The sequence below is a fragment of the Pseudomonas sp. A34-9 genome (genome assembly GCF_029543085.1).
Classification (GTDB): domain Bacteria; phylum Pseudomonadota; class Gammaproteobacteria; order Pseudomonadales; family Pseudomonadaceae; genus Aquipseudomonas.
The window spans coordinates 4,223,718-4,247,212 of the sequence record NZ_CP119967.1 but is presented as its reverse complement, the minus strand read 5'-3'; the positions used below and the strand labels follow the sequence as shown (position 1 = coordinate 4,247,212).

17 protein-coding genes, 1 tRNA gene and 1 pseudogene are annotated in these 23,495 nt (G+C 59.3%); 12 read left to right on the top strand and 7 right to left on the bottom strand.

Annotated features, from left to right (window positions below; genetic code table 11):
* Positions 1–44 precede the first annotated feature (44 nt).
* From P3G59_RS18855 to P3G59_RS18825, 7 genes are all read left to right on the top strand, one after another.
* Positions 45–120, top strand: a tRNA-His gene (locus P3G59_RS18855).
* A gap of 402 nt (positions 121–522) precedes the next feature.
* Complete coding sequence (gene tig, locus P3G59_RS18850; RefSeq protein ID WP_038362792.1) at positions 523–1,833, top strand: trigger factor; 1,311 nt, start codon at positions 523–525, stop codon at positions 1,831–1,833.
* Positions 1,834–1,926: 93 nt separating this feature from the next.
* Positions 1,927–2,562: an ATP-dependent Clp endopeptidase proteolytic subunit ClpP gene (gene clpP / locus P3G59_RS18845; RefSeq protein ID WP_007951559.1), complete on the top strand. Its 636-nt coding sequence runs from the start codon at positions 1,927–1,929 to the stop codon at positions 2,560–2,562.
* A 112-nt stretch (positions 2,563–2,674) separates the two neighbouring features.
* Positions 2,675–3,958 carry an ATP-dependent Clp protease ATP-binding subunit ClpX gene (gene clpX / locus P3G59_RS18840; protein ID WP_003223632.1) on the top strand — a complete coding sequence of 428 codons (1,284 nt, stop codon included), beginning with the start codon at positions 2,675–2,677 and terminating at the stop codon, positions 3,956–3,958.
* 163 nt (positions 3,959–4,121) lie between these two features.
* Positions 4,122–6,518 carry an endopeptidase La gene (gene lon, locus P3G59_RS18835; RefSeq protein WP_016986884.1) on the top strand — a complete coding sequence of 799 codons (2,397 nt, stop codon included), beginning with the start codon at positions 4,122–4,124 and terminating at the stop codon, positions 6,516–6,518.
* Between the two features lie 148 nt (positions 6,519–6,666).
* Positions 6,667–6,939 carry an HU family DNA-binding protein gene (locus P3G59_RS18830; RefSeq protein ID WP_003183171.1) on the top strand — a complete coding sequence of 91 codons (273 nt, stop codon included), beginning with the start codon at positions 6,667–6,669 and terminating at the stop codon, positions 6,937–6,939.
* Between the two features lie 228 nt (positions 6,940–7,167).
* Entirely contained in the window at positions 7,168–9,039 is a 1,872-nt protein-coding gene (locus tag P3G59_RS18825; RefSeq protein ID WP_277758494.1) for a SurA N-terminal domain-containing protein, read from the top strand.
* 526 nt (positions 9,040–9,565) lie between these two features.
* On the opposite strand, the gene P3G59_RS18820 is transcribed toward P3G59_RS18825, so the two are convergent.
* On the bottom strand, positions 9,566–10,789 hold the full coding sequence (locus tag P3G59_RS18820; protein ID WP_277758493.1) for an MFS transporter: 1,224 nt from the start codon (positions 10,787–10,789) through the stop codon (positions 9,566–9,568).
* A gap of 118 nt (positions 10,790–10,907) precedes the next feature.
* Here P3G59_RS18820 and P3G59_RS18815 point away from each other — a divergent pair.
* Positions 10,908–11,808: pseudogene (locus P3G59_RS18815) on the top strand (LysR family transcriptional regulator).
* A 92-nt stretch (positions 11,809–11,900) separates the two neighbouring features.
* Positions 11,901–12,761 carry a DUF2242 domain-containing protein gene (locus P3G59_RS18810; protein ID WP_277758492.1) on the top strand — a complete coding sequence of 287 codons (861 nt, stop codon included), beginning with the start codon at positions 11,901–11,903 and terminating at the stop codon, positions 12,759–12,761.
* A gap of 407 nt (positions 12,762–13,168) precedes the next feature.
* Here the strand turns inward: P3G59_RS18810 and P3G59_RS18805 are convergent, their stop codons facing one another.
* Together P3G59_RS18805 and P3G59_RS18800 are read right to left on the bottom strand one after the other, a co-directional pair.
* Positions 13,169–14,209: an AraC family transcriptional regulator gene (locus P3G59_RS18805; protein WP_277758491.1), complete on the bottom strand. Its 1,041-nt coding sequence runs from the start codon at positions 14,207–14,209 to the stop codon at positions 13,169–13,171.
* Positions 14,210–14,212: 3 nt separating this feature from the next.
* Positions 14,213–15,343, bottom strand: coding sequence for a carbon-nitrogen hydrolase family protein (locus P3G59_RS18800; protein ID WP_277758490.1), 1,131 nt, complete (start codon positions 15,341–15,343; stop codon positions 14,213–14,215).
* A 208-nt stretch (positions 15,344–15,551) separates the two neighbouring features.
* Between P3G59_RS18800 and P3G59_RS18795 the strand changes: the two genes are divergently transcribed.
* Together P3G59_RS18795 and P3G59_RS18790 are read left to right on the top strand one after the other, a co-directional pair.
* The gene (locus P3G59_RS18795) at positions 15,552–17,591 is read left to right on the top strand and encodes an NADPH-dependent 2,4-dienoyl-CoA reductase (protein WP_277758489.1); all 2,040 of its coding nucleotides are present in this window, start codon (positions 15,552–15,554) and stop codon (positions 17,589–17,591) included.
* A 125-nt stretch (positions 17,592–17,716) separates the two neighbouring features.
* Positions 17,717–18,643, top strand: coding sequence for a pyridoxal-phosphate dependent enzyme (locus P3G59_RS18790; RefSeq protein ID WP_277758488.1), 927 nt, complete (start codon positions 17,717–17,719; stop codon positions 18,641–18,643).
* Between the two features lie 3 nt (positions 18,644–18,646).
* On the opposite strand, the gene P3G59_RS18785 is transcribed toward P3G59_RS18790, so the two are convergent.
* The 3 genes from P3G59_RS18785 to P3G59_RS18775 all read right to left on the bottom strand — a co-directional run bounded on the left by P3G59_RS18785 (position 18,647) and on the right by P3G59_RS18775 (position 21,466).
* Positions 18,647–19,195 carry a cytochrome b gene (locus tag P3G59_RS18785; RefSeq protein WP_277758487.1) on the bottom strand — a complete coding sequence of 183 codons (549 nt, stop codon included), beginning with the start codon at positions 19,193–19,195 and terminating at the stop codon, positions 18,647–18,649.
* 189 nt (positions 19,196–19,384) lie between these two features.
* Positions 19,385–20,212, bottom strand: coding sequence for a phosphonoacetaldehyde hydrolase (phnX, locus tag P3G59_RS18780; protein WP_277758486.1), 828 nt, complete (start codon positions 20,210–20,212; stop codon positions 19,385–19,387).
* A gap of 144 nt (positions 20,213–20,356) precedes the next feature.
* On the bottom strand, positions 20,357–21,466 hold the full coding sequence (locus tag P3G59_RS18775; RefSeq protein WP_277758485.1) for a 2-aminoethylphosphonate--pyruvate transaminase: 1,110 nt from the start codon (positions 21,464–21,466) through the stop codon (positions 20,357–20,359).
* 112 nt (positions 21,467–21,578) lie between these two features.
* On the opposite strand from P3G59_RS18775, the gene P3G59_RS18770 reads away from it, so the two are divergent.
* Positions 21,579–22,445, top strand: coding sequence for a LysR substrate-binding domain-containing protein (locus P3G59_RS18770; RefSeq protein ID WP_277758484.1), 867 nt, complete (start codon positions 21,579–21,581; stop codon positions 22,443–22,445).
* Positions 22,446–22,601: 156 nt separating this feature from the next.
* Here P3G59_RS18770 and P3G59_RS18765 read toward each other — a convergent pair whose 3' ends face one another.
* A complete protein-coding gene (locus P3G59_RS18765; RefSeq protein WP_277758483.1) occupies positions 22,602–23,474 on the bottom strand; it encodes a LysR family transcriptional regulator in 873 nt (290 codons plus the stop codon).
* Positions 23,475–23,495: the final 21 nt, after the last annotated feature.

Genomic DNA, 23,495 nt, shown 5'->3' with positions numbered 1-23,495 from the left:
GGTTTCAACAAAGAAGTTGTTTGGCTTTTTTGTTACGCAATATGGTGGGCGTAGCTCAGTTGGTAGAGCACGGGATTGTGACTCCCGTTGTCGTGGGTTCGATCCCCATCGTCCACCCCATATTTCGAAAGGCGCCAGATTTAACAGTCTGGCGCCTTTTTTGTTTTAGCGGTTCTGAAAGTCGGCTTTTGCCGGTTTCGGTGCGCAGGGGCAGGGCGCTTCGTCGTGTTTATGTTGCTCGATGAGGCTGCTCTGCCTGCCGGACTTGCTTGCAAGAGCGGCCGTCGGGGACTGATTGGCAATCTCTTCTATATATAGAAGCGGTTGGCGCAGAGCCCTGGCGTGATTGGTTGTATTCGCCTGTGGGGCGCGCTGCATTGGTGTGGCGGTCCCGATAATATGCCTGCTGTTTTTTTACCCGTTTTCAGTAGGGTGACTTCTTGAGTTTGACCCACTAGAATGCATGCCCTTGATTCTGGGGTCGGAAACGGCCGGCTAACGTCTGTGCAACGAGGAATATCCATGCAAGTTTCTGTTGAAAATACTACTGCTCTCGAGCGCCGCATGAGCGTCACCGTGCCGGCTGAGCGCATCGAGACTCAGGTCAACAAGCGTCTGCAGCAGACTGCCCAAAAGGCCAAGATTGCTGGCTTCCGTCCAGGCAAAGTGCCAATGAGCGAAATCAAGCGCCGTTTCGGTGCTGACGCTCGTCAGGAAGCGGTAGGCGACGTGATCCAGTCCTCCTTCTACGAAGCTGTGGTTGAGCAGAAGCTGAACCCTGCCGGTTCGCCATCGATCGAGCCTAAGTCGCTCGAAGCTGGCAAGGACCTGGAATACGTTGCTGTATTCGAAGTGTTCCCTGAGTTCACCGTTGCCGGTTTCGACGGCATCACTGTTGAGCGCCTGAGCGCTGACGTGGCCGACGCTGACCTGGACAAAATGCTCGACATCCTGCGCAAGCAGAACACCCGTTTTGAAGTGGCCGATCGCGCTGCCCAGAACGAAGATCAACTGAACATCGATTTCGTTGGCAAGGTTGACGGCGAAGTGTTCGCTGGCGGCTCCGCCAAGGGCACCCAGCTGGTACTGGGCTCCGGCCGCATGATCCCGGGCTTCGAAGAAGGCCTGGTTGGCGCTAAAGCCGGCGAAGAGCGCGTTCTGAACCTGACCTTCCCAGAGGACTATCAGAACCTGGACCTGGCCGGCAAAACCGCCGAGTTCACCGTAACCGTCAACACTGTGTCCGAGCCTAAGCTGCCAGAGCTGAACGAAGAATTCTTCGCTCAATTCGGTATCAAGGAAAGCGGCATCGATGGTTTCCGCACCGAAGTTCGCAAGAACATGGAGCGCGAACTGCGTCAGGCGATCAAATCCAAGGTCAAGAATCAGGTAATGGACGGTCTGCTGGCCACCAACCCGATCGAAGTGCCTAAGGCGCTGCTGTCCAACGAAGTTGACCGTCTGCGCGTGCAGGCTGTTCAGCAGTTCGGCGGCAACATCAAGCCTGATCAACTACCGGCCGAGCTGTTCGAAGAGCAAGCCAAGCGCCGCGTTGTGCTGGGTCTGATCGTTGCTGAAGTGGTCAAGCAGTTCGACCTGAAGCCTGACGAAGCTCGCGTTCGCGAAATGATTCAGGAAATGGCTTCGGCTTACCAAGAGCCTGAGCAGGTTGTGTCGTGGTACTACAAAAACGAGCAGCAGCTGAACGAAGTGCGTTCGGTTGTGCTGGAAGAACAAGTTGTGGATACTGTTCTGCAGAAAGCTAGTGTGACCGACAAAGCGGTCTCTTACGAAGAAGCAGTCAAGCCGGTAGAAGCTCCAGCAGCCGACTGATTGATTTTGCGTTAAGAAGTACACACCATAAGCCAGCTCTCGAGCTGGCTTATGCGTATTCAAGACATAACTATTTGGGAGCGACTGCAGAGCATGTTCCGTAATTCTTATATTCAGCAGAACTCTGATATCCAGGCCGCCGGCGGCCTGGTCCCGATGGTTGTCGAGCAATCTGCTCGTGGCGAACGCGCCTATGACATCTATTCGCGCCTGCTCAAGGAGCGAGTGATCTTTCTGGTAGGTCCGGTAGAGGACTACATGGCCAACCTGATCTGCGCGCAACTGCTGTTCCTTGAAGCGGAAAACCCGGACAAGGACATCCATCTTTACATCAACTCCCCGGGCGGTTCGGTGACAGCAGGCATGTCGATCTACGACACCATGCAGTTCATCAAACCGAACGTGTCGACCACCTGCATCGGCCAGGCCTGCAGCATGGGCGCATTCCTGCTGACCGCAGGTGCCCCGGGCAAGCGTTTCTGCCTGCCGAACTCGCGCGTGATGATTCACCAGCCACTGGGCGGTTTCCAGGGCCAGGCGTCGGACATCGAAATCCACGCCAAGGAAATCCTCTTCATTCGCGAGCGTCTGAACACGCTGATGGCCAAACACAGCGGCCGTACTCTGGAAGAAATCGAGCGCGATACCAATCGCGACAATTTCATGAGTGCAGAAGCTGCGAAGGAATATGGCCTGATCGACGAAGTGATCAACCAGCGCCCAGCTTAAAATAAGCAGCTCAAAATAGGCTTGGTCGGCTTGTCTGATCAGCGGCGGGCTTGAAAAAGCCCGCAATAGCCTTCATCTTGTGTTGCAAGCCTATCGGATTTGGATCGAACGAATGACTGACACCCGCAACGGCGAGGACAACGGCAAGCTGCTCTATTGCTCCTTCTGTGGCAAAAGCCAGCATGAAGTGCGCAAATTGATTGCCGGCCCCTCGGTCTTTATCTGCGACGAGTGCGTCGACCTGTGCAATGACATCATCCGCGAGGAGGTGCAGGAAGCCCAGGCCGAAAGCAGCGCGCATAAATTGCCTTCGCCTAAAGAAATCAGCGGCATCCTTGACCAGTACGTCATTGGTCAGGAGCGTGCGAAAAAGGTTTTGGCCGTAGCGGTGTACAACCACTACAAGCGCCTGAACCAGCGTGACAAAAAGGCTGACGACGTCGAACTCGGCAAGAGCAACATCCTGCTGATCGGCCCGACAGGCTCCGGTAAAACCCTGCTGGCCGAAACACTGGCCCGCTTGCTGAACGTTCCGTTCACCATTGCCGACGCAACCACCCTCACCGAGGCGGGTTACGTGGGTGAAGATGTCGAGAACATCATTCAGAAGCTGCTGCAGAAGTGCGATTACGACGTAGAAAAGGCCCAGATGGGTATTGTCTACATCGACGAAATCGACAAGATTTCCCGCAAGTCCGACAACCCGTCGATCACCCGGGACGTTTCCGGTGAAGGCGTGCAACAGGCCTTGTTGAAGTTGATCGAAGGCACGGTCGCTTCCGTACCGCCGCAAGGTGGTCGCAAGCACCCGCAGCAGGAATTTCTGCAGGTCGACACCCGTAACATCCTGTTCATCTGCGGTGGTGCGTTCTCCGGTCTGGAAAAGGTTATTCAAAACCGTTCCACCAAGGGCGGCATCGGCTTCAACGCAGAAGTACGCAGCAAGGAAGAAGGCAAGAAAGTCGGTGAATCCCTGCGTGAAGTCGAGCCTGACGATCTGGTCAAGTTCGGTCTGATCCCGGAGTTCGTCGGTCGTCTGCCGGTCCTCGCGACGCTGGATGAGCTGGATGAGGCTGCGCTGATGCAGATCCTCACCGAGCCGAAAAATGCTCTGACCAAACAGTATGCCAAGCTGTTCGAGATGGAAGGCGTGGATCTGGAATTCCGGACCGACGCGCTGAAATCGGTCGCCAAGCGTGCCCTGGAACGTAAAACCGGTGCCCGTGGCCTGCGCTCGATTCTCGAAGGTGTACTGCTCGACACGATGTATGAAATCCCCTCGCAGTCCGAGGTGAGCAAAGTCGTGATCGATGAAAGCGTGATCGAAGGCAAGTCCAAGCCACTGTATATCTACGAAAACAGTGAGCCGACCGCCAAGGCGGCACCGGACGCGTAAGCGTCCACTGCGCCGCAACAAAGAAGGGGCCTTCGGGCCTCTTTTTTTTTATGTCATTTTTTACATCCGCTTTGCGCTTGTTTTTTTTCAAGGCAGCCCCCATCTTGGTTTCAAGCTCAATTCCATCTGATTACGGCCATATGGCCGCCGTAGAGGCGAAATCATGAAGACAACCATCGAATTGCCTCTCCTGCCATTGCGTGATGTCGTGGTTTATCCGCACATGGTTATCCCGCTGTTCGTGGGGCGCGAGAAATCCATCGAAGCCCTCGAGGCCGCGATGACGGGCGACAAGCAGATTCTGCTGCTGGCCCAGAGAAACCCGGCTGACGACGATCCCGGTGAGGACGCTCTCTATCGCGTAGGTACCATCGCCACTGTTCTACAGCTGCTCAAGCTGCCTGACGGCACCGTAAAAGTGTTGGTCGAGGGTGAGCAGCGCGGCACCGTCGAGCGCTTCAGCGAAGTCGACGGCCACTGCCGTGCCGAAGTGTCGCTGATCGAAGAAGTCGACGCTGCCGAGCGTGAATCCGAAGTGTTCGTGCGTACGCTGCTGTCGCAGTTCGAACAATATGTGCAGCTGGGCAAGAAAGTCCCGGCTGAGGTCCTGTCGTCGCTCAACAGCATCGATGAGCCGGGCCGTCTGGTCGACACCATGGCGGCGCACATGGCGCTGAAAATCGAGCAGAAGCAGGAAATCCTCGAAATCATCGATTTGTCGGCCCGGGTCGAGCACGTTCTGGCGTTGCTGGATGCCGAGATCGATCTGCTGCAAGTCGAAAAACGCATTCGTGGCCGGGTCAAAAAGCAAATGGAGCGCAGTCAGCGCGAGTACTACTTGAATGAGCAGATGAAGGCCATTCAGAAAGAACTCGGTGACAGCGACGAAGGCCACAACGAAATCGAAGACCTGAAAAAGCGTATCGACGCTGCCGGTCTGCCGAAAGACGCGTTGGCCAAAGCCACGGCCGAGCTGAACAAGCTCAAGCAAATGTCGCCGATGTCCGCTGAGGCCACCGTGGTGCGCTCGTACATCGACTGGCTGGTGCAAGTGCCGTGGAAGGCCCAGAGCAAGGTACGTCTGGACCTGGCGCGCGCTGAAGACATTCTTGATGCCGATCACTACGGTCTCGAAGAGGTCAAGGAGCGCATCCTTGAATACCTCGCCGTACAAAAGCGTGTGAAGAAAATCCGTGGCCCGGTGTTGTGCCTGGTCGGTCCTCCGGGCGTGGGTAAAACCTCGCTGGCAGAGTCGATTGCCCACGCCACCAACCGCAAATTCGTACGCATGGCCCTGGGCGGCGTGCGTGATGAAGCGGAAATTCGTGGTCACCGTCGGACTTACATCGGTTCGATGCCAGGAAGATTGATTCAAAAGATGACAAAGGTGGGTGTGCGCAACCCGCTGTTCCTGCTCGATGAAATCGACAAAATGGGCAGTGACATGCGTGGCGACCCGGCGTCGGCGTTGCTGGAAGTGCTCGATCCAGAGCAGAACCACAACTTCAACGACCATTATCTGGAAGTCGATTACGACCTTTCCGATGTGATGTTCCTGTGCACCTCGAACTCGATGAACATCCCGCCGGCGCTGCTCGACCGGATGGAAGTCATCCGTCTGCCGGGCTACACCGAAGACGAGAAGATCAACATCGCCGTCAAATACCTTTCGCCTAAACAGATCGCCGCTAACGGTCTGAAGAAGGGCGAGCTGGAATTCGACGCAGAAGCGATCCGCGACATCATCCGTTACTACACTCGTGAAGCCGGTGTGCGTGGCCTCGAACGTCAGATCGCCAAGGTCTGCCGCAAGGCCGTTAAAGAGCACGCGATGGAAAAACGCTTCTCGGTGAAAGTGACAGCTGATCTGCTGGAGCACTTCCTGGGTGTGCGCAAGTTCCGCTACGGTCTGGCCGAGCAGCAGGATCAGATCGGTCAGGTGACCGGCCTTGCCTGGACGCAGGTGGGTGGCGAATTGCTGACCATCGAAGCCGCCGTCGTGCCGGGCAAAGGTCAATTGATCAAGACCGGTTCGCTGGGCGATGTAATGGTCGAATCGATCACTGCTGCGCTCACTGTAGTGCGCAGCCGCGCCAAGAGCCTGGGCATTCCTCTGGACTTCCACGAGAAGCGCGACACGCACATCCACATGCCGGAAGGGGCGACCCCGAAGGACGGGCCTAGCGCTGGCGTAGGCATGTGCACGGCGCTGGTGTCGGCATTGACCGGGATTCCGGTGCGCGCCGATGTGGCCATGACCGGTGAAATTACCCTGCGTGGTCAGGTGCTGGCGATTGGTGGTCTGAAGGAAAAACTGCTGGCGGCTCACCGCGGCGGAATCAAGATCGTGATTATTCCGGAAGAGAACGTGCGTGATTTGAAGGAGATTCCTGACAATATCAAGCAGGATCTGCAGATTAAACCGGTTAAATGGATTGACGAGGTCCTGCAAATTGCGCTGCAATACGCGCCGGAGCCCTTGCCGGATGTGGCTCCGGAGATAGTTGCCAAGGACGAAAAACGTGAGTCTGACTCTAAGGAAAGAATTAGCACGCATTAATACGCTTTTGCCTGGGGGGCTTCCTTGACAGTTTTTTAGAGCCCTTGTTATAAAGCGGCTCTTAAGTGTCTGTAGGCCATTCAGCACTCGTTTTTGCTTTCACCAAAAAACTTAGAATCATCTCAAAATAGATATAAGGGGACTTAGAGTGAACAAGTCGGAACTGATTGATGCTATCGCTGCATCCGCTGATATCCCGAAAGCTGCTGCTGGCCGTGCGCTGGACGCTGTAATCGAATCCGTCACTGGCGCTCTGAAGGCTGGCGACTCCGTTGTTCTGGTTGGTTTCGGTACTTTCTCCGTGACGGACCGTCCGGCTCGTACCGGTCGTAACCCTCAGACCGGCAAGACTCTGGAAATCCCGGCTGCCAAGAAGCCAGGTTTCAAAGCCGGTAAAGCACTGAAAGAAGCTGTTAACTAAGTTTTCAGGTTTTTACCCATCCGGGTCGGGGTCATGCCTGACTTGGCAGCGGAGCGGTAGAGCAGGTAGCTGAGACAGTTGCCTGTAACGCCGGGATCGAGGGTTCGAGCCCTGTCCGCTCCGCCAGTTACGAGAAGGCGCATCCTCGGATGCGCCTTTCTTCTATCCGGATTCTACCCACGCTCCACGGTTGCCTAATTTTGAAGTTCAACCGTTTCTGGGGGACGCATGCTGCAGAATATCAGGGACAATTCACAAGGCTGGATTGCCAAGACCATTATCGGGGTCATCGTTGCACTGATGGCTCTGACCGGTTTCGACGCCATTTTCCAGGCCACGACTCACAAGAATGAGGCGGCCAAGGTCAACGGTGAAGAAATCAGCCAGAACGAGCTGAGCCAGGCCGTTGATATGCAACGCCGTCAGCTGATGCAACAACTGGGCAAGGACTTCGATGCTTCCTTGCTCGACGAAAAAATGCTCCGCGAATCGGCCCTCAAGGGTCTGATCGATCGCAAGCTGCTACTGCAAGGCGCCGAACAAGCGAAATTCGCTTTCTCCGAAGGCGCGCTGGACCAAGTGATCCTGCAGACACCTGAATTCCAGGTGGACGGCAAGTTCAGTTCCGAGCGCTTTGACCAGGTAATCCGTCAACTGGGTTACAGCCGTATGCAGTTCCGCCAGATGCTGGCTCAGGAAATGCTGATCGGCCAACTGCGTGCCGGTGTGGCAGGCAGTGGTTTCGTCACTGACGCCGAAGTGCTGGCATTCGCCCGTCTGGAAAAGCAGACCCGCGATTTCGCTACCCTGAACGTCAAGGCTGACCCGGCGGCGGTCAAACTGACCGACGACGAAGTCAAGGCTTACTACGACGAGCACGCCAAGGAGTTCATGACTCCGGACCAGGTGATCATCGATTACGTAGAGCTGAAGAAGTCCTCGTTCTTCGATCAGGTTGCGGTCAAAGACGAAGACCTGCAGGCGGCGTATCAGAAAGAAATCGCCAACCTGTCGGAACAGCGTCGTGCCGCGCACATTCTGATCGAAGTGAACGACAAGACCACCGAAGCTCAGGCCAAGGCGAAGATCGACGAAGTCCAGGCGCGTCTGGCCAAGGGCGAGAAGTTCGAAGCGCTGGCCAAAGAGTTCTCGCAAGACCCGGGTTCGGCCAACAATGGTGGTGACCTCGGTTATGCAGGTCCTGGTGTGTACGACCCGGCGTTCGAAAAGGCCTTGTACTCCTTGTCGAAAGACCAGGTGTCCGAGCCGATTCGCACCGACTTCGGTTACCACTTGATCAAGCTGCTGGGTGTGGAAGCGCCTGAAGTGCCGACCCTGGCCAGCCTGAAAGACAAGCTGACCCGCGAGCTGAAAGCCGCACAGGTCGAGCAGCGTTTCGTCGAGGCGACCAAGCAACTGGAAGACTCGGCGTTCGAAGCGTCTGATCTGGCTCAGCCTGCGGCGGATCTGAAGCTGACCGTGCACACCTCCAAGCCGTTCGGCCGTGAGGGTGGCGAAGGTGTTGCGGCCAACCGTGCCGTTGTCACCGCTGCGTTCAGCACTGAAGTGATCGACGAAGGTGCCAACAGCACCGCCATCGAACTGGATCCGGAAACCGTGATCGTGCTGCGCTCCAAGGAGCACCTGAAACCTGCGCAACTGCCGCTGGAAAGCGTGAATGTGGCCATCCGCACGCAGTTGACCAAAGAGCACGCCAGCGCGGCTGCCAAGACCAAGGCCGAGAAGCTGATTGCTGATCTGCGCGATGGCAAGGCTCCACTGGACAAAGCGGTCGATGGTCAGAACTGGAAAGCCACTGAAGCGGCCACCCGTGGTCAGGAAGGTGTTGATCCGGCGGTGCTGCAAGCGTTGTTCCGTATGCCGAAGCCGGCTGCGAAGGACAAGCCGACGTTCACCAGCGTGACTCTGCCGGACGGTAGTTTGATGATCGTGCGTCTGAACGGCGTTAACGAAGCGGCTGCGCCGACGGATGAAGAGAAGGCTCAGTACCGTCGCTTCCTTGCTTCGCGTGAGGGGCAGCAGGACTTTGCGGCGTATCGCAAGCAGTTGGAAGCTCAGGCTGAGATCAAGCGGTTTTGATGTCTGATTGAGCTGTGATGTGATGTGAGAGCCCCGGCCTTATGGTCGGGGCTTTTTTTTGGGGCTTTGGGTCGTGGCGGCCTTTGGGCCGGCCATGTTCTTGGGGGTTTGGGTGAATATCCGTTGTTTTGGGTGCTGCCCGCTGGCGGTTTCGCTCTTACAGCGAGTCACCTTTTCCAAACGCCGAAAAGGTAACCCAAAAGGCTTTGCCCTGACGTTCGGCCCGCTCGCTGGGGCTCGGGGTTCCTTCGCTCCGGGATTCATCCGGGGGCATCGCCTACGGTTTGCTTCGCTGCACCTCCTCTCGATGTGTTTGGCTTCGCCAAACGGTCGCTGCGCTCCCAGCCCCGGATAAATCCCTCCACTCAGCCTGCCGACGGGACCGGTGGATCAAGATCAAAAGCAGCAGCCGAGCTAACGCTCATCCTGTTGAGTGGGGCGGCTTTGCCGCGTGGGCCGCATACGAATTAACCTGCTCGCGAAGGCGGCCTGCCAGACGACCAATTTCCAGCAGGCTGCATCCGAATCAATTGGGCATTCGCTTTCTCACGGCTGTTGGAAAACCATGGGCCCGAGCCTTTGCCGCCACGTACAGCGTTAACGCCAACAACCCTGCAACGATCCACGGAAACGCTCCGACTCCGAGGTTGCCCAGCAACAAACCACCCAGCAGCCCCCCACCTGCAATCCCGACATTCCACAGGGTAACCAACATCGATTGCGCCGTATCGGCAGCCTCCTTTGCAGTTTTCGCCGAGGCGGTTTGCAGCAGCGATGGCATGGCGCCGAACGCCAGTCCCCAGATGGCGGTGGCGACGTAAATCACGCTCGGTGAATCGCGCCACAGACCCAGCACTATCGCGGACAGCATGAACAAACCGGCACTGATCAACACCAGTTCGCGCAGCCAGCGGTCAATCAGGCTGCCGACGATCCATAGGCTCAGCATCGAGGCGAGGCCGAACACAAGCAATACGCGGTCGACATTGGTATCCAGCCCGGAAGGCTGCAGGTAGGGCGCGATGTAGGTGTAGAGCAAGTTATGCGCGACGACGTAGGTGAGGGTGACCAACAATACGGATCGCACCCCGGGCAGGGTAAACACCTGACGCAGCGGCATGCGCTTTCCCACGCGTTCGCCGGCGAAGTCTGGTACTTGCGCTTGGACCCAGATCACCAGCACAACGGTCAGCGCGGTCATGATGGCAAAGCTCAGGCGCCAGCCGACCAGGGTGCCGAGCAGGGTGCCGGCGGGTATTCCCAGTGACAGTGCAACGGGCGCACCGAGCATGGCCACGGTGATGGCGCGGCCTTGCAGGTGCGGGGCGACCATGCGGCTTGCGTAGCCGGCCAGCAGCGCCCACAGCAGCCCGGCGAATACGCCAGCAATAAAGCGTGCGATCAGGGTTAGCCAGTACAGTTCCGACAGCGCGGTAATGCTGTTGGCGATGGCAAAGCCGCCGATGGCGGACAGCAGCAGCGGTTTTCTTCGCCAGCCTCGGGTGGCGATCGTCAGTGGAATCGCCGCCAGAATCGAGCCGATCGCATACAGCGTGACCAATTGCCCAATCAGCGCCTGGGAGACATTCAATCCGCTGCTCATCTGCGGCAACAGGCCGGCGGGCATGGCTTCGGTCATGACCGTAATGAATCCGGCGGTCGCCAGTGCCAGCAGCGCGGCAAGGGGTAATCGCTCGCGGCGTTCGACAGAGTGTTCAAGTGCGGGGCAATCGAGTTGTGCGTCGTTCATGAGCCGGCATCCGTGTGCAGAGTTGACGAGGAGCACAGGGTAGGGCGCTGCACACCGGCGAAAAACGGGTTAAGGTTCCGAACATATCGGACACGGATGTCAGCAATGGGAGAGTGGTATGGATAGCCTGGGCAGTATTTCGGTGTTTGTTCAGGTTGCCGAGACGCGCAGTTTCACTGAGGCAGGGCGGCTGCAGGGGGGTGTCATCGTCGGCGGTGGGCAAAAGCATTGCGCGCCTGGAAGCGCGCCTGGGCGTGCGGCTGTTTCAACGCACCACCCGCAGCGTCACGCTGACCAGTGAGGGCGCGCTGTTTCTTGAGCGCTGTCGCAAGATCCTCGCGGAAGTCGAGGCGGCAGAGTTCGAATTGTGCGATGCCGCTGCCAAACCCCACGGCAAATTGCGCATCAGCCTGCCGCAGGTGCATGGCCTGGTGATGCCGGTGATGAACGAGTTCATGGCGTTGTATCCGCAGATTGAACTGGATCTGGATTTGACTGATCGCATGGTCGATGTGGTTGAGGAAGGCTTCGACGCCGTGATCCGCACCAGCAAACCGCGGGATTCTCGATTGATGGCGCGACCGTTGGGCGAATTTCACATGGTGCTGGTGGCCAGTCCGGCTTATCTGGCGCAGCGCGGCGAGCCGCAAACCCCCGCTGATCTGGGGACACACGCGTGTCTTCGGCATACCTTTCATGCCACTGGAAAACTGGAAACCTGGCCGCTCATTCGCGCGGAGGGGGCCGCCGAGCCGACGTTGCCGACGCGGTTGGTCAGCACGTCCATCGAAGCCGTGAGCCACGCGGCGCTGGCCGGCATGGGCATTGCTTGTCTGCCGGATTTCATGACCCGCGAGGCTGAGGCACAAGGCTGCTTGCGTCGGGTGCTCGATGCTTATCTTGAACACACCGGGCAGTTCTGGGTCCTATGGCCATCGAGTCGCCACGCTACGGCGAAATTGCGCGTGTTCATTGATCACTTGGCGTTGCGACTTTTTCCCGCAACTGATGGTCGATAACGTTGTAACTGCTTTAAGACACTAATCCATGCGCCGCAGGGTCGTGATCTGTTGCACAATACGCCCCGGACTGTTTTCTCTCAGGATGTTCAATGTTGATTTCCACTCCCATGCGTGTTGTCGGGTTGGCGCTGTTGTTGACCGCTGTTGCCGGCTGTTCGAAAGACAAGCCGATGTATGAGCATGAGAACTTCGATGACTCCGGTACGTTTTCACGCAATTACCCGGTGACCGACGCAGTGAGCTGCGAAGCGGCTCGCCGTGCGTTGCTCAGCCAGGGCTACATCATCACCAGCAGCGACCCGAAACTGGTCAGCGGCCACAAGAGCTTCCAGCAAACCGGCGACACCCATATGGAGATCAGCTTCAATGTGGTCTGCGCCGATGACGGCAGTGCCGGGCACCATGCGACGATGTTTGCCAACGCCTTGCAGGATCGTTATGCGCTGAAGAAGACCAACAACTCCGCCAGCCTCGGTGTGGGTGTGTTGGGCTCGGTGTCGATGCCGATCGGCTCGTCTGACGATTCGATGGTCAAGGTGGCCAGCGAAACCGTGACCTCGCAGAAGTTTTATGAGCGTTTCTTCACTTTGGTCGAGTTGTTCCTGCCGGCCGACGCGAAGAAGGCTGCGCACATCGAAGAAAAGCCCAAGACTGACTTGGGTATGCCTGAGGCGAAGGCGGCTCCGGCAGCGCTGGCGCCAACACCGACGCCGACGCCAACACCTGCGCCCGCCGCAACGCCTGCACCTGCTGCGGAGCCGGCTCCGGCGCCTGCCGAGGTCGCGCCGGTGACGTCGGAACCGGTGATGCCACCGGCAGAGGCGGCGCCGATCACTCCAGCGCCGAGCGCCGAGCCTGCACCGGCCAGCGAAACCATCACGCCACCGGCCAACCCGGACATCCCGCCGCCATCCGAGCCGATCCCGGCGATGCCAGCCTCCGGCCAATAATCAAGCCTCACCGCAACCCCTGTGGGAGCGAGCTTGCTCGCGAAAGCGTCGGAACATTCAGCACGCATGTGACTGAACTGGCCGCCTTCGCGAGCAAGCTCGTTCCCACAGCAGTTCTTGGGGTGATTTAAATTTCGTTACATTCCCCAGACAAAAATCCTGCGATAAATTCCTGACCACCTGCTACGTTTTATTGATGAAGGCCGGGTTTCACTTTTCCTTCATACGGGCAGGTTATGCTCGAGGCGCTGAACATTTGTTCAGGCCCATTCAAGAGAGCAGTAGGGGGATTACGCGATGGACGATTATCAAGAAGAACTGCTCGAATACCACGCTTTTGAACTGGATCAACCCGAGCCTGCGGAAGACGCGACCGAGCTTTGAGCGCTGGTCTGTAGCTTGCGGTTTTATGCGGTTTGCCGATGACTGCGGCGGAATTCGCCGGGCGTCTGACCGCTCCAGCGTTTGAATGCGCGCTGGAAGGCTTCGGCTGAAGCAAAACCCAGCAGGTAAGCGATTTCGCCGAAGGCCAGTTCGGTGTCGCGGATGTAGGTCATGGCCAGATCACGGCGGGTGTCATTGAGCACCGCGCGAAACTGCGTGCCTTCCTCGGCCAGTTTGCGCCGTAATGTCCAGGTCGGCAGCTTCAAGCGCGCCGCCACTTCTTCCAGGTCGGGTTCCCGGCCACCATTGAGCAACGGCCCCAATAGCTGAGTGATGCGCTCGCGCAGGCTGCGGGTGCGGGTCAGTTGTTCCAGTTCCCGTTCACACAGTTGCAGCAAATGCCGCCAGGTGCTCGGGCAATGCTCGGGATTGCGCTGCGCGAGGCTGCTCAGGGTCAGACGCAGTTGATTGCGTTCGGCACCGAACTGGAGCGGGCAATCACCCAATACGCTGTAGGCGTCGCGATAATCCGGCGCATCGAATTCGATTTCGATGCGCTCGGCGCGCAGTGATTCGCGGCTGACACTGGACAACTGATGCAGCCAGCCCGCGATGATCGAATCCACCACGAAGCGGTTGTAAGCGTTGTACGGACTGATCGAATAGAAACGCAGCCAGGCGCCATTGGCGTCTTCGTGGAAACTCGACTGGCCGCGATAATTGGAGCCGTACAGCGGTTCGAAACGAATCAGGCAGCGCGCCGCCTCGCGCACGGTCGGTGCTTGTGCGGCGGTCACGCCGGCCAATCCAGCCTGACTCAAGCGACTGAGCTGGCCCATTCGCAAGCCGAGCGCCGGATCCCCGGTCAGTTGGATCGCACTGTGCCCCAGTCGCATGTAGCGTGGAATCGACAAGCGGGCGCCGGACTCGGCCAGGCGCGCGGCGTCCAGCCCGTATTGTTCCAGCAGCGGTTGAGGGTCGAGGTCATGGCTGCGCACCGCATCGGCGAGGCTGTGCACGAAGCCTACCGACAGATCGCCCAGACGCATCGGCAGCGGCTTCATCGCTTACAACCAGATATTCAGCAAACGCGCGCCACGGGCATCGCCGTCGGCGAACTGCTGGCCGTTGCTGCTGAGAAAGCTTTGGCCGGAACCCGACTGATCCCAGAACTGCCCGCGCAGGAACACGCTCATACCGGCAATCGCCCGGCTGCTCGGTGGTTGTGCGGTCAGGGTCAGGCGATGCCAGGCCTGGCCTTCGCTGACTTCACCGGGTTTGAGGCTGACCGAACCCGGTGTGCTTGAGCCTTTATAGCCGCGCCAAGGGCGGTTCCACGCACCGGGGCCGAACACCTGCGCCGGCACCGCGATCAATTGCACGCCTTGGGCGTCGAGCTTGCGGTAGTTGTCCGGGTACCAACTGTCGCTGCCGATCAACACACCGAGGCGTCCGGCCGGGGTATCGAACGCGTTGATTGCATGCTCGGCGGCGCCTTCGATCACCTCGCGCTGATCGAAGATCGGATGCATCTGCCGTTGCGGCTGACCGAGCGGCACGCCGTCACGGCCAAACACCACGCTGCTGTTGAACAGCGCGCCGCTGCCCGGTTTGAGCTGGCCGTCGCGAATGCTTGGCTCCGGTAGCACGATCGAACCGGCCACCAGGGTCACGTGAAACTCTTTGGCCAGACCGCCGAACAGCGCCTGATAGTCCTTGGCCATGGCTTTGGATTTCATCCGCAGATGAGCGTCGTTGAGGCGATCGGTGCCGCTGGCGCTGAGCCAGGCACGGGCGAACAGCAGCGGATTGCTCGCGGCCAGCCAGTTCATCGCTTCGGTGAGCGTCGGCGCCTGATACAGCTCGTCTTTCTCGCCGCTGAGCAGCAGCCAGGTGCCGACATTCTCCGGCAGCACTACGACTGTCTTGTCGTTCAACAAGCCCTGATCCTGCGCTTGCTGCAGATAGGCCGCGAGTTTGCGGTGCAGGCGCTCGGGACTTTGATAGTCGGTGGGAAACAGTTCGGGCTGGATGCCCAGCAAGTTGCCACGGTCGGCCGGTGTGCCCTGATCGACCGCCAGTTTGATGCGCAGGTCCGATAAATAATGCCCGGCCGGCCGGTCCGCCGCCCACATGGCGTAGGTGGTCAGGGCGGCGACGAGGGCCATGGAAAAGAACAGGTACAAAAGTTTGCGCATGAAAACCAACAACTACCGGGTACAGGGTATGGCGACAAGGGTAGGGCCCATAGGCTTGGTTGCCAAGGGGCGCTGCGCATTTCGATCAATAAGTTGTCAGTTACGGTCATTGAGTGACAGCGATGCGACTCTTAGTCTGTCGAACATGACTGACGGGGGCCGCAGAGCGCCCGCAATTTTTCCGTGATCGCTCGTTGTGGAGTTACCGATGACCGCCGCTCATTACCCGCACCTGTTGGCCCCGCTGGACCTGGGATTCACCACGCTGCGCAACCGCACCCTGATGGGCTCGATGCACACCGGTCTGGAAGAAAAGCCGGGTGGCTTCGAACGCATGGCGGCGTACTTCGCCGAACGTGCCCGGGGCGGTGTCGGCCTGATGGTCACCGGCGGTATCGGCCCGAATGACGAGGGCGGCGTGTACTCCGGCGCGGCCAAGCTGACCACCGAAGAAGAAGCACTCAAACACCGCATCGTCACCCGCGCGGTACACGAGGCGGGCGGCAAGATCTGCATGCAGATCCTCCACGCCGGCCGCTATGCCTACAGCCCGAAACAAGTGGCGCCGAGTGCGATTCAGGCACCGATCAACCCGTTCAAGCCCAAAGAGCTGGACGAGGAAGGCATCGAGAAGCAGATCAGCGATTTCGTCACCTGTTCGGTACTGGCGCAAACCGCCGAATACGACGGTGTCGAGATCATGGGCTCGGAAGGTTATTTCATTAACCAGTTCCTCGCCGCGCACACCAACCACCGTACCGACCGTTGGGGCGGCAGCTACGAAAACCGTATGCGCCTGCCGGTGGAAATCGTTCGCCGTGTACGCGAAGCCGTCGGCCCGAACTTCATCATCATTTTCCGTCTGTCGATGCTCGATCTGGTCGAAGGCGGCAGCACCTGGGACGAGATCGTCACCCTGGCCAAAGCCATCGAGCAGGCCGGCGCGACCATCATCAACACTGGCATTGGCTGGCACGAGGCGCGGATCCCGACCATCGCCACCAAAGTGCCGCGTGCGGCGTTCAGCAAGGTCACGGCCAAGCTGCGTGGTTCGGTGAACATTCCATTGATCACCACCAACCGCATCAACACCCCGGAAATCGCCGAGCAGATTCTTGCCGAAGGCGATGCCGACATGGTCTCGATGGCGCGGCCGTTCCTCGCCGACCCGGACTTCGTGAATAAGGCCGCCGAAGGCCGCGCCGACGAAATCAACACCTGCATCGGTTGCAACCAGGCGTGCCTCGATCACACCTTCGGCGGCAAGTTGACCAGTTGCCTGGTCAACCCGCGTGCTTGTCACGAAACCGAACTCAACTACCTGCCCGTGCAGCAGATCAAGAAAATCGCCGTGGTCGGCGCCGGCCCTGCCGGTTTGTCCGCCGCGACCGTGGCCGCCGAGCGTGGCCATCAGGTGACGTTGTTCGATTCGGCCAGTGAAATTGGCGGCCAGTTCAACATCGCCAAGCGCGTGCCGGGCAAGGAAGAGTTCTTCGAAACCCTGCGCTATTTCAAGCGCAAGTTGCAGACCACGAATGTCGAGGTATGCCTGAACACTCGCGTCGATGTGGCGAAACTGGTTGAAGGCGGTTACGACGAAATCATCCTCGCCACCGGCATTGCCCCGCGTGTGCCGGCGATTCCGGGTGTCGACAACGCCAAGGTGCTGAGCTATCTGGACGTGATCCTTGAGCGCAAACCGGTCGGCAAGCGTGTGGCGGTGATCGGCGCCGGCGGTATCGGTTTCGACGTCTCGGAGTTCCTCGTTCACGAAGGCGTGGCCACCAGTCAGGATCGCGCCGCATTCTGGAAAGAGTGGGGCATCGATACGCAACTGGAAGCCCGTGGTGGCGTGGCCGGGATAAAGGCTGCACCGCATGCCCCGGCGCGTGAAGTGTTCCTGTTGCAGCGCAAGAAAACCAAGGTCGGTGATGGTCTGGGCAAAACCACAGGCTGGATTCACCGTACCGGTCTGAAGAACAAGCAGGTGCAGATGCTCAACAGCGTTGAATACCTGAGCATCGATGACCAAGGCCTGCACATTCGTATTGGCGAGACCGGCGAGCCGCAAGTGCTGGCGGTGGACAACATTGTGATTTGCGCGGGGCAAGATCCGCTGCGTGAATTGCACGACGGTCTGGTAGAAGCGGGGCAGAACGTGCACCTGATCGGTGGTGCCGATGTCGCGGCGGAGCTGGATGCCAAGCGCGCGATCAACCAGGGCTCGCGCCTCGCTGCTGAGCTGTAACCTCCCTCTGTAGGAGCTGCCGCAGGCTGCGATCTTTTGATTTTGGTTTTTGAATCAAGATCAAAAGATCGCAGCCTGCGGCAGCTCCTACTAATATGAGGTCTTTTCCAGATCATGCAGCGCCCATGCTTTTGCCTCCCTCCCAATGGCTACCCCAAGCCCCGCTGCATCCCCTTCAGCTCGACTGGCTCGCCACCGCCGGTATTGAAGTCGCCATCCTGCGCCTCGATCAGATCGACCCGCTGATCAGCGGCAACAAATGGTTCAAACTCGTCGAACACCTCAAAGCCGCCGACCGTGCGGGTACCGAAGGCATCATCAGTCTCGGTGGGGCTCACTCTAATCATCTGCATGCGTTGGCGGCGGCGGGGAAGCGGCTGGAGTTCAAAACCGTGGGGCTGTTGCGCGGGCACGCGCAGCAGACACCGACGGTGCTGGATCTGCAGGCGTTCGGCATGCAATTGCATTGGCTGGGCTACGGCGGTTACCGAGCGCGAAACGAGCCGGGATTCTGGCAGCCATGGCAGGAGCTGTATCCGCAGCTGTATGCGGTGCCGGAGGGTGGCGGTGGATTAGCCGGGGCGCTCGGTTGTGCCGCCATCCAACAGCAGGCGCAAGCGCAATTGCATACGCTGGGCTGGCGTGATTATCACGGCTGGTGGCTGGCCTGCGGCACGGGGACGACGCTGGCGGGATTGGTGCTGGCCGAGGCGGGTGCGCAGCGGGTTTATGGTGCGCTGGCGGTGCCGGAGGACCACGGCGTGGCGCCGCAGGTCGAGGCGCTTGTTCAGCAAGCCGGACAGGTCAGTGCGGGCTATGAACTGATCGATGCCAGCCGTGGCGGTTTCGCCAAGGTCGACTCGCTATTGCTCGCGTTCATTGAACAAACCGAGCAAGCCAGCGGCGTTCCTCTGGAGCCGTTGTACACCGGCAAAGCATTGCTGGCACTCAAGCAACAGGTCGAGGCCGGCAGATTCGCGCCGGGCACGCGGCTGATCTTCATTCACACCGGTGGCTTGCAGGGGCGGCGTGGGTTTATCACCAGCCCCTGAGAGTCAACCGCGCTTGGGCATCATCCGCAGCAGCGTGTTATCGCCCACCACATAGTGGTGATAGATCCCCGCCAGCGCGTGCAGGCCGATCAGCCAGTAACCGATCGTGCCGATCAGCACATGCCAGTGCTCGACCTGTTTGGCGAAATTCTTGTTCTCGGCGACCAGCAGCGGCAGATCAAAACCATAGAACATCACCTGATGCCCCTCGGCACTGGTAATCAGCCAGCCGAGCATCGGCATGCTGATCATGAACAGGTACAACGCCCAGTGCATCAGTCGCGCCAGCACGGTTTGCCATTGTGGCGAGGCGGGAAAGATTTTCGGCGCCGGGCCGAGGCTGCGCGCGAGCAGGCGAAACCACACCAGCACAAACACGGTCAGGCCGAGCATGTAGTGCACTTCGCGGATCAGCGTGCGCCCGCCGCTGCCTTTGGGAAACAGGCCGCGCAATTCCATGCTGGCGTACACCAGCACCAACAACACCAGCATCAGCCAGTGCAGCAGGACCGATACGGTGCTGTAGCGTGATTCGGAACTTGTCCACGGCATACGGTGTTTCCTCACAGATCAGGGTTCAAACCTGCCGTTCTTGTGCGACGGCATGCTTTAACTGTAATCCGCTTTGGCGGATTTGCCTGAGGCTGATCGGACTTTCAATGCGCTGAATCAGGGCTTTGCCAATAAAAAACGCCAGCGTCGTTCAGACACTGGCGTTTTTTTATAGGCGAGCGGCAGGAATCAGTTCGATTGCGGCATCTCACCCCTGGCCAGACGCTTGTTGATGTCGGCAATCACTTGCGGCAAATCGGTGATGGTGTCGATCATGTAGTGCGGGCGCGAGCCTTCGAACAGCGCGTGAATGCGTGTGCGTTCGCTGGCCAGTTCATCACTGCCCAAGGCACGGAAACCGGCGTAATCCAGACCCAGCGCATTGCCCGAGCAGATCAGTGCAACAGTCCACATCCCGGCGCGGCGACCTTCGAGGATGCCCGGCACGGTGTCGTCGATCTTCACGCACGCCGCGACATCGTCGATGCCCAGCGCGATCACGTTGGCCAAGGCCTGGGCCGGCCAGGGACGGCCGTTCGGCACTTCGTCGGTGGCGACCACGTGATCAGCGACGTAGCCGTTGGTGGCGGCCAGTTCGACGACTTTATCCATCACTTGCTTCGGGTAGCCGGAGCACGAGCCGATCTTGATGCCTTGCTGACGCAGGTTGGCGATGGTCTCCAGCGCACCGGGAATCAGCGCCGAGTGCTCGGCGATCTTTTCGATCTGCAGCGGCATGAAACGGTTGTAGATCGCGGTGACGTCGTCATCGGTCGGCGTGCGGCCGAACGCTTTGCGATAACGCTCGGCCACTTGCGGCTGGTCGCAGAGGGTGCGGATGTGGTCCCACTTGCCCATGCCCATCGGGCCACGCGCCTCCTCGATGGAGACCTGCACGTCGAACTCGGCGAAGGCTTCGACGAAGATCTGCGTCGGCGCGAACGAGCCGAAATCGACCACGGTACCGGCCCAGTCGAGGATCGCGGCTTGCAGCTTGTCTGGATTTACATAGTTCATGGCAATCAATTCCTGTGTGGGCAATGCAATTCAAACTGTAGGAGTGAGCCTGCTCGCGATCGCGGTTGATCATTCAACATCTTCGTCGACTGGCACGGCTTCATCGCGAGCAGGCTCACTCCTACAAGGGATTGGTGGTGGGGTTTAGATGTCGAGGACTTCCATCTCGCGCAGCACTTCACCGACCGCCGCCACGGCTTCACGCATTTGCGCCGAGCTGACATGGCCGATGCAGCCGACACGGAAGGTTTCGACCTGAGTCAATTTGCCGGGATAAAGGATGTAGCCCTTGGCCTTCACGCGCTCATAGAAGTCCTTGAACTGATAACGCGGATCTTGCGGCGCATGGAATGTGGCAATGATCGGCGCCTGAATCGCCGCCGGCAGGAAGCTGCGCAAACCGAGTTTGGCCATCTCTTCCATCAGCGCCTGACAGTTGGCGGCGTAACGCGCATGCCGCGCCGGCAGGCCACCTTCTTCGTTGTATTGCAGCAGCGCTTCGTGCAGCGCCGCGACCACGTGGGTCGGCGGAGTGAAGCGCCATTGACCGGTCTTCTGCATGTAAGCGTGCTGGTCGAACAGGTCCATCGCCAGCGAGTGGGAATTCCCGGCGGCAGCGGCCAGCGCTTCCTTGCGAGCGAAGACAAAACCCATCCCCGGCACACCTTCCAGGCACTTTCCGGACGCGGCAATCAGCGCGTCAAACGGCACTTTCTGTGCGTCCACCGGCAGTGCGCCGAAGGAACTCATGGCGTCGATAATCAGGCGTTTGCCGTGCTGTTCGACGACGTGGGCGATTTCCGCCAGCGGATTGAGAATGCCGGTGCTGGTTTCGCAGTGGATCAGTGCGACGTGGCTAATGTCCCGGTCAGCGCGTAACAGACGATCGACGTCAGCAGCGGTGGTCGGCTCGTCTTCGGCGGTTTCGAAAGTGCTGAAAGAGCGGCCGAGCACTTCGCAGATCTTCGCCAGGCGTTTGCCATACGCGCCGTTGATCAGCACCAGCACTTTGCCGTCACGCGGCACCAATGTGCCGATGGCCGCCTCGACGGCAAAGGTGCCGCTGCCCTGCAACGGCACGCAGTGGTGGGTCGCGGCACCGTTGAGGATCGCCAGCAATTGTTCGCAAAGGCTGGCGGTCAGTTGGTTGAAGCGGTCATCCCATGACCCCCAGTCGACCATCATCGCTTGGCGGGTGCGGGCCGAAGTGGTCAACGGGCCGGGAGTGAGCAGGATGGGTTCGGCGATACTCATTCGTGTGTCCTCGGATAGCGCTGTGGGATGAAGCTACGGGGCATACGTTGCAATTCGCCGTTGCATCAATCAAATTGTTTGTTGTTATGCCAACCATCAGTGAGAGTTATTCATGAACCTGTTCCAGTTGCGCGCGTTCGACGCCGTGGCCCGCGAAGGCAGCTTCACCCGTGCTGCCGCGCGGTTGTTCATCAGCCAGCCAGCGGTCACCGGGCACATCAAGGCACTGGAGGAGCACTACCAGATCACCTTGTTGCGGCGCACCGCGCGACGAGTGGAATTGACCGAGGAGGGCACCAAGCTCGCGGCGATTACCCGGGCGATGTTTGGTTTGGCGGAAGAGGCGCAAACGATGCTCGAGGCCAACCGGCAATTGCTCACGGGGCGGCTGGAGGTAGCGGCGGACGGTCCGCACATGGTCATGCCGATGTTGGCCAGTCTGCGCGCACGCTACCCGGGGATCACCGTGAATCTGCGGCTGGGCAATGCTCAGGAAACGCTGGCGGCGTTGTTGTCGGAACACGCCGATGTCGCGGTGTTGACTGAAGTTGAGCCGCGCAAAGGCCTGCATCTGCAAGCCTTGAGCGAGTCGCGGATTTGCGCACTGGTGCCGGCGGGGCATCCGTGGGCGGCGCGCGCCGGGGACGTAAAACTCAAAGAGCTGGATCAAGTGATCATGGTGTTGCGCGAGCCGAGTTCGATTACCCGCCGCACCTTTGATCAGGCGTGTGAGCAGGCATCGATTCAGCCGCGCGTGTTACTGGAACTGGACAGCCGTGAAGCGGTGACCGAGGCCGTCGCCGCCGAGTTGGGCGTTGGCGTGGTGTCCTCGGTGGAGGTCAGCCATGACCCGCGTGTGGCGGCGATACCGATTGTCGGCGAGGGGCTGGTCAATCGACACATGATCGGCTGCATGGAGCGGCGGCGGGAATTGCGCCTGATTCAGGCGTTTTTCGGTCTTGCGCCGGCCGCTCCGTGATCGTTCCCACGCTCTGCGTGGGAATTCAGCCCGGGACGCTCTGCGTCCCATCCAAAGCCGAACGCGGAGCGTCCGTTGAGGCATTCCCACGCAGAGCGTGGGAACGATCAGATCAAAAGATCGCAGCCTTCGGCAGCTCCTACACTGGCGTCGGTGTCAATTCAGGCTGTCGCGGACCATATCGAGAAACGTTGCCACCACCCGCCGCGAACTCTGCTCGCGCAAACACACCAGTGTCTCCGTCAGCCGTCGCGTGCAGTCGACGATCGGCAACGCACACACCCGTGAATCCGCGCCAAACTCTGCTGCCGAAACAACGCCCACGCCAATTCCGACCACCACCGCCTCACGCGCTGCTTCCCGGCCCTCAACCTGAATCGCCGGGCGAATGCGAAACCCCGCCCGGGCCATTTCTTCTTCCAGCGTCTGCCGGGTCACCGAACCGTGTTCTCGCAGCACTAGCGGCGTGTCATCCAGGTCTTCCAGGCAAATCGATTCACGCTCGGCCCACGGATGATTGCGTGACACGAACGCCACCATCGGATCATTGCGCAATGGCACGCACAGCAAGCGTTCATCACTGACATCACGCCCGAGCAGGGCCAAATCCGCCTGATAGTTGAACAGGCGAAACAGCGACTCATCGGTATTACCCGTCTCGATCTTCACGCTGATCCCCGGATAACGCTCACAGAACCGCGCGATCTGCGGCAGCACGTGCACCGGCGCATCCACCGCCAGAATCAGGCTGCCGGTCTGCAAGGCTTGAGATTCCTGCAGCAACTCCTGCGCTTCGGCTTCAATTACAAACAGGCGCTGGGTGATCGCCAGCAAGCGTTCGCCCAGATCCGTCAGGCGCACGGAACGTTTGTTGCGGTGAAACAACAAAACGCCGAAACGCTCTTCGAGTTTGCGCACCTGGTCGGATATCGCCGGTTGCGTGAGAAAAAGGCGCTCGGCGGCTTTGGTGAAGCTTCCATGCACGGCCACGGCGTGGAAGGCTTTGAGTTGGGCGTGGGAAACCGACATGAAGTCACCTGATCGTTAAGT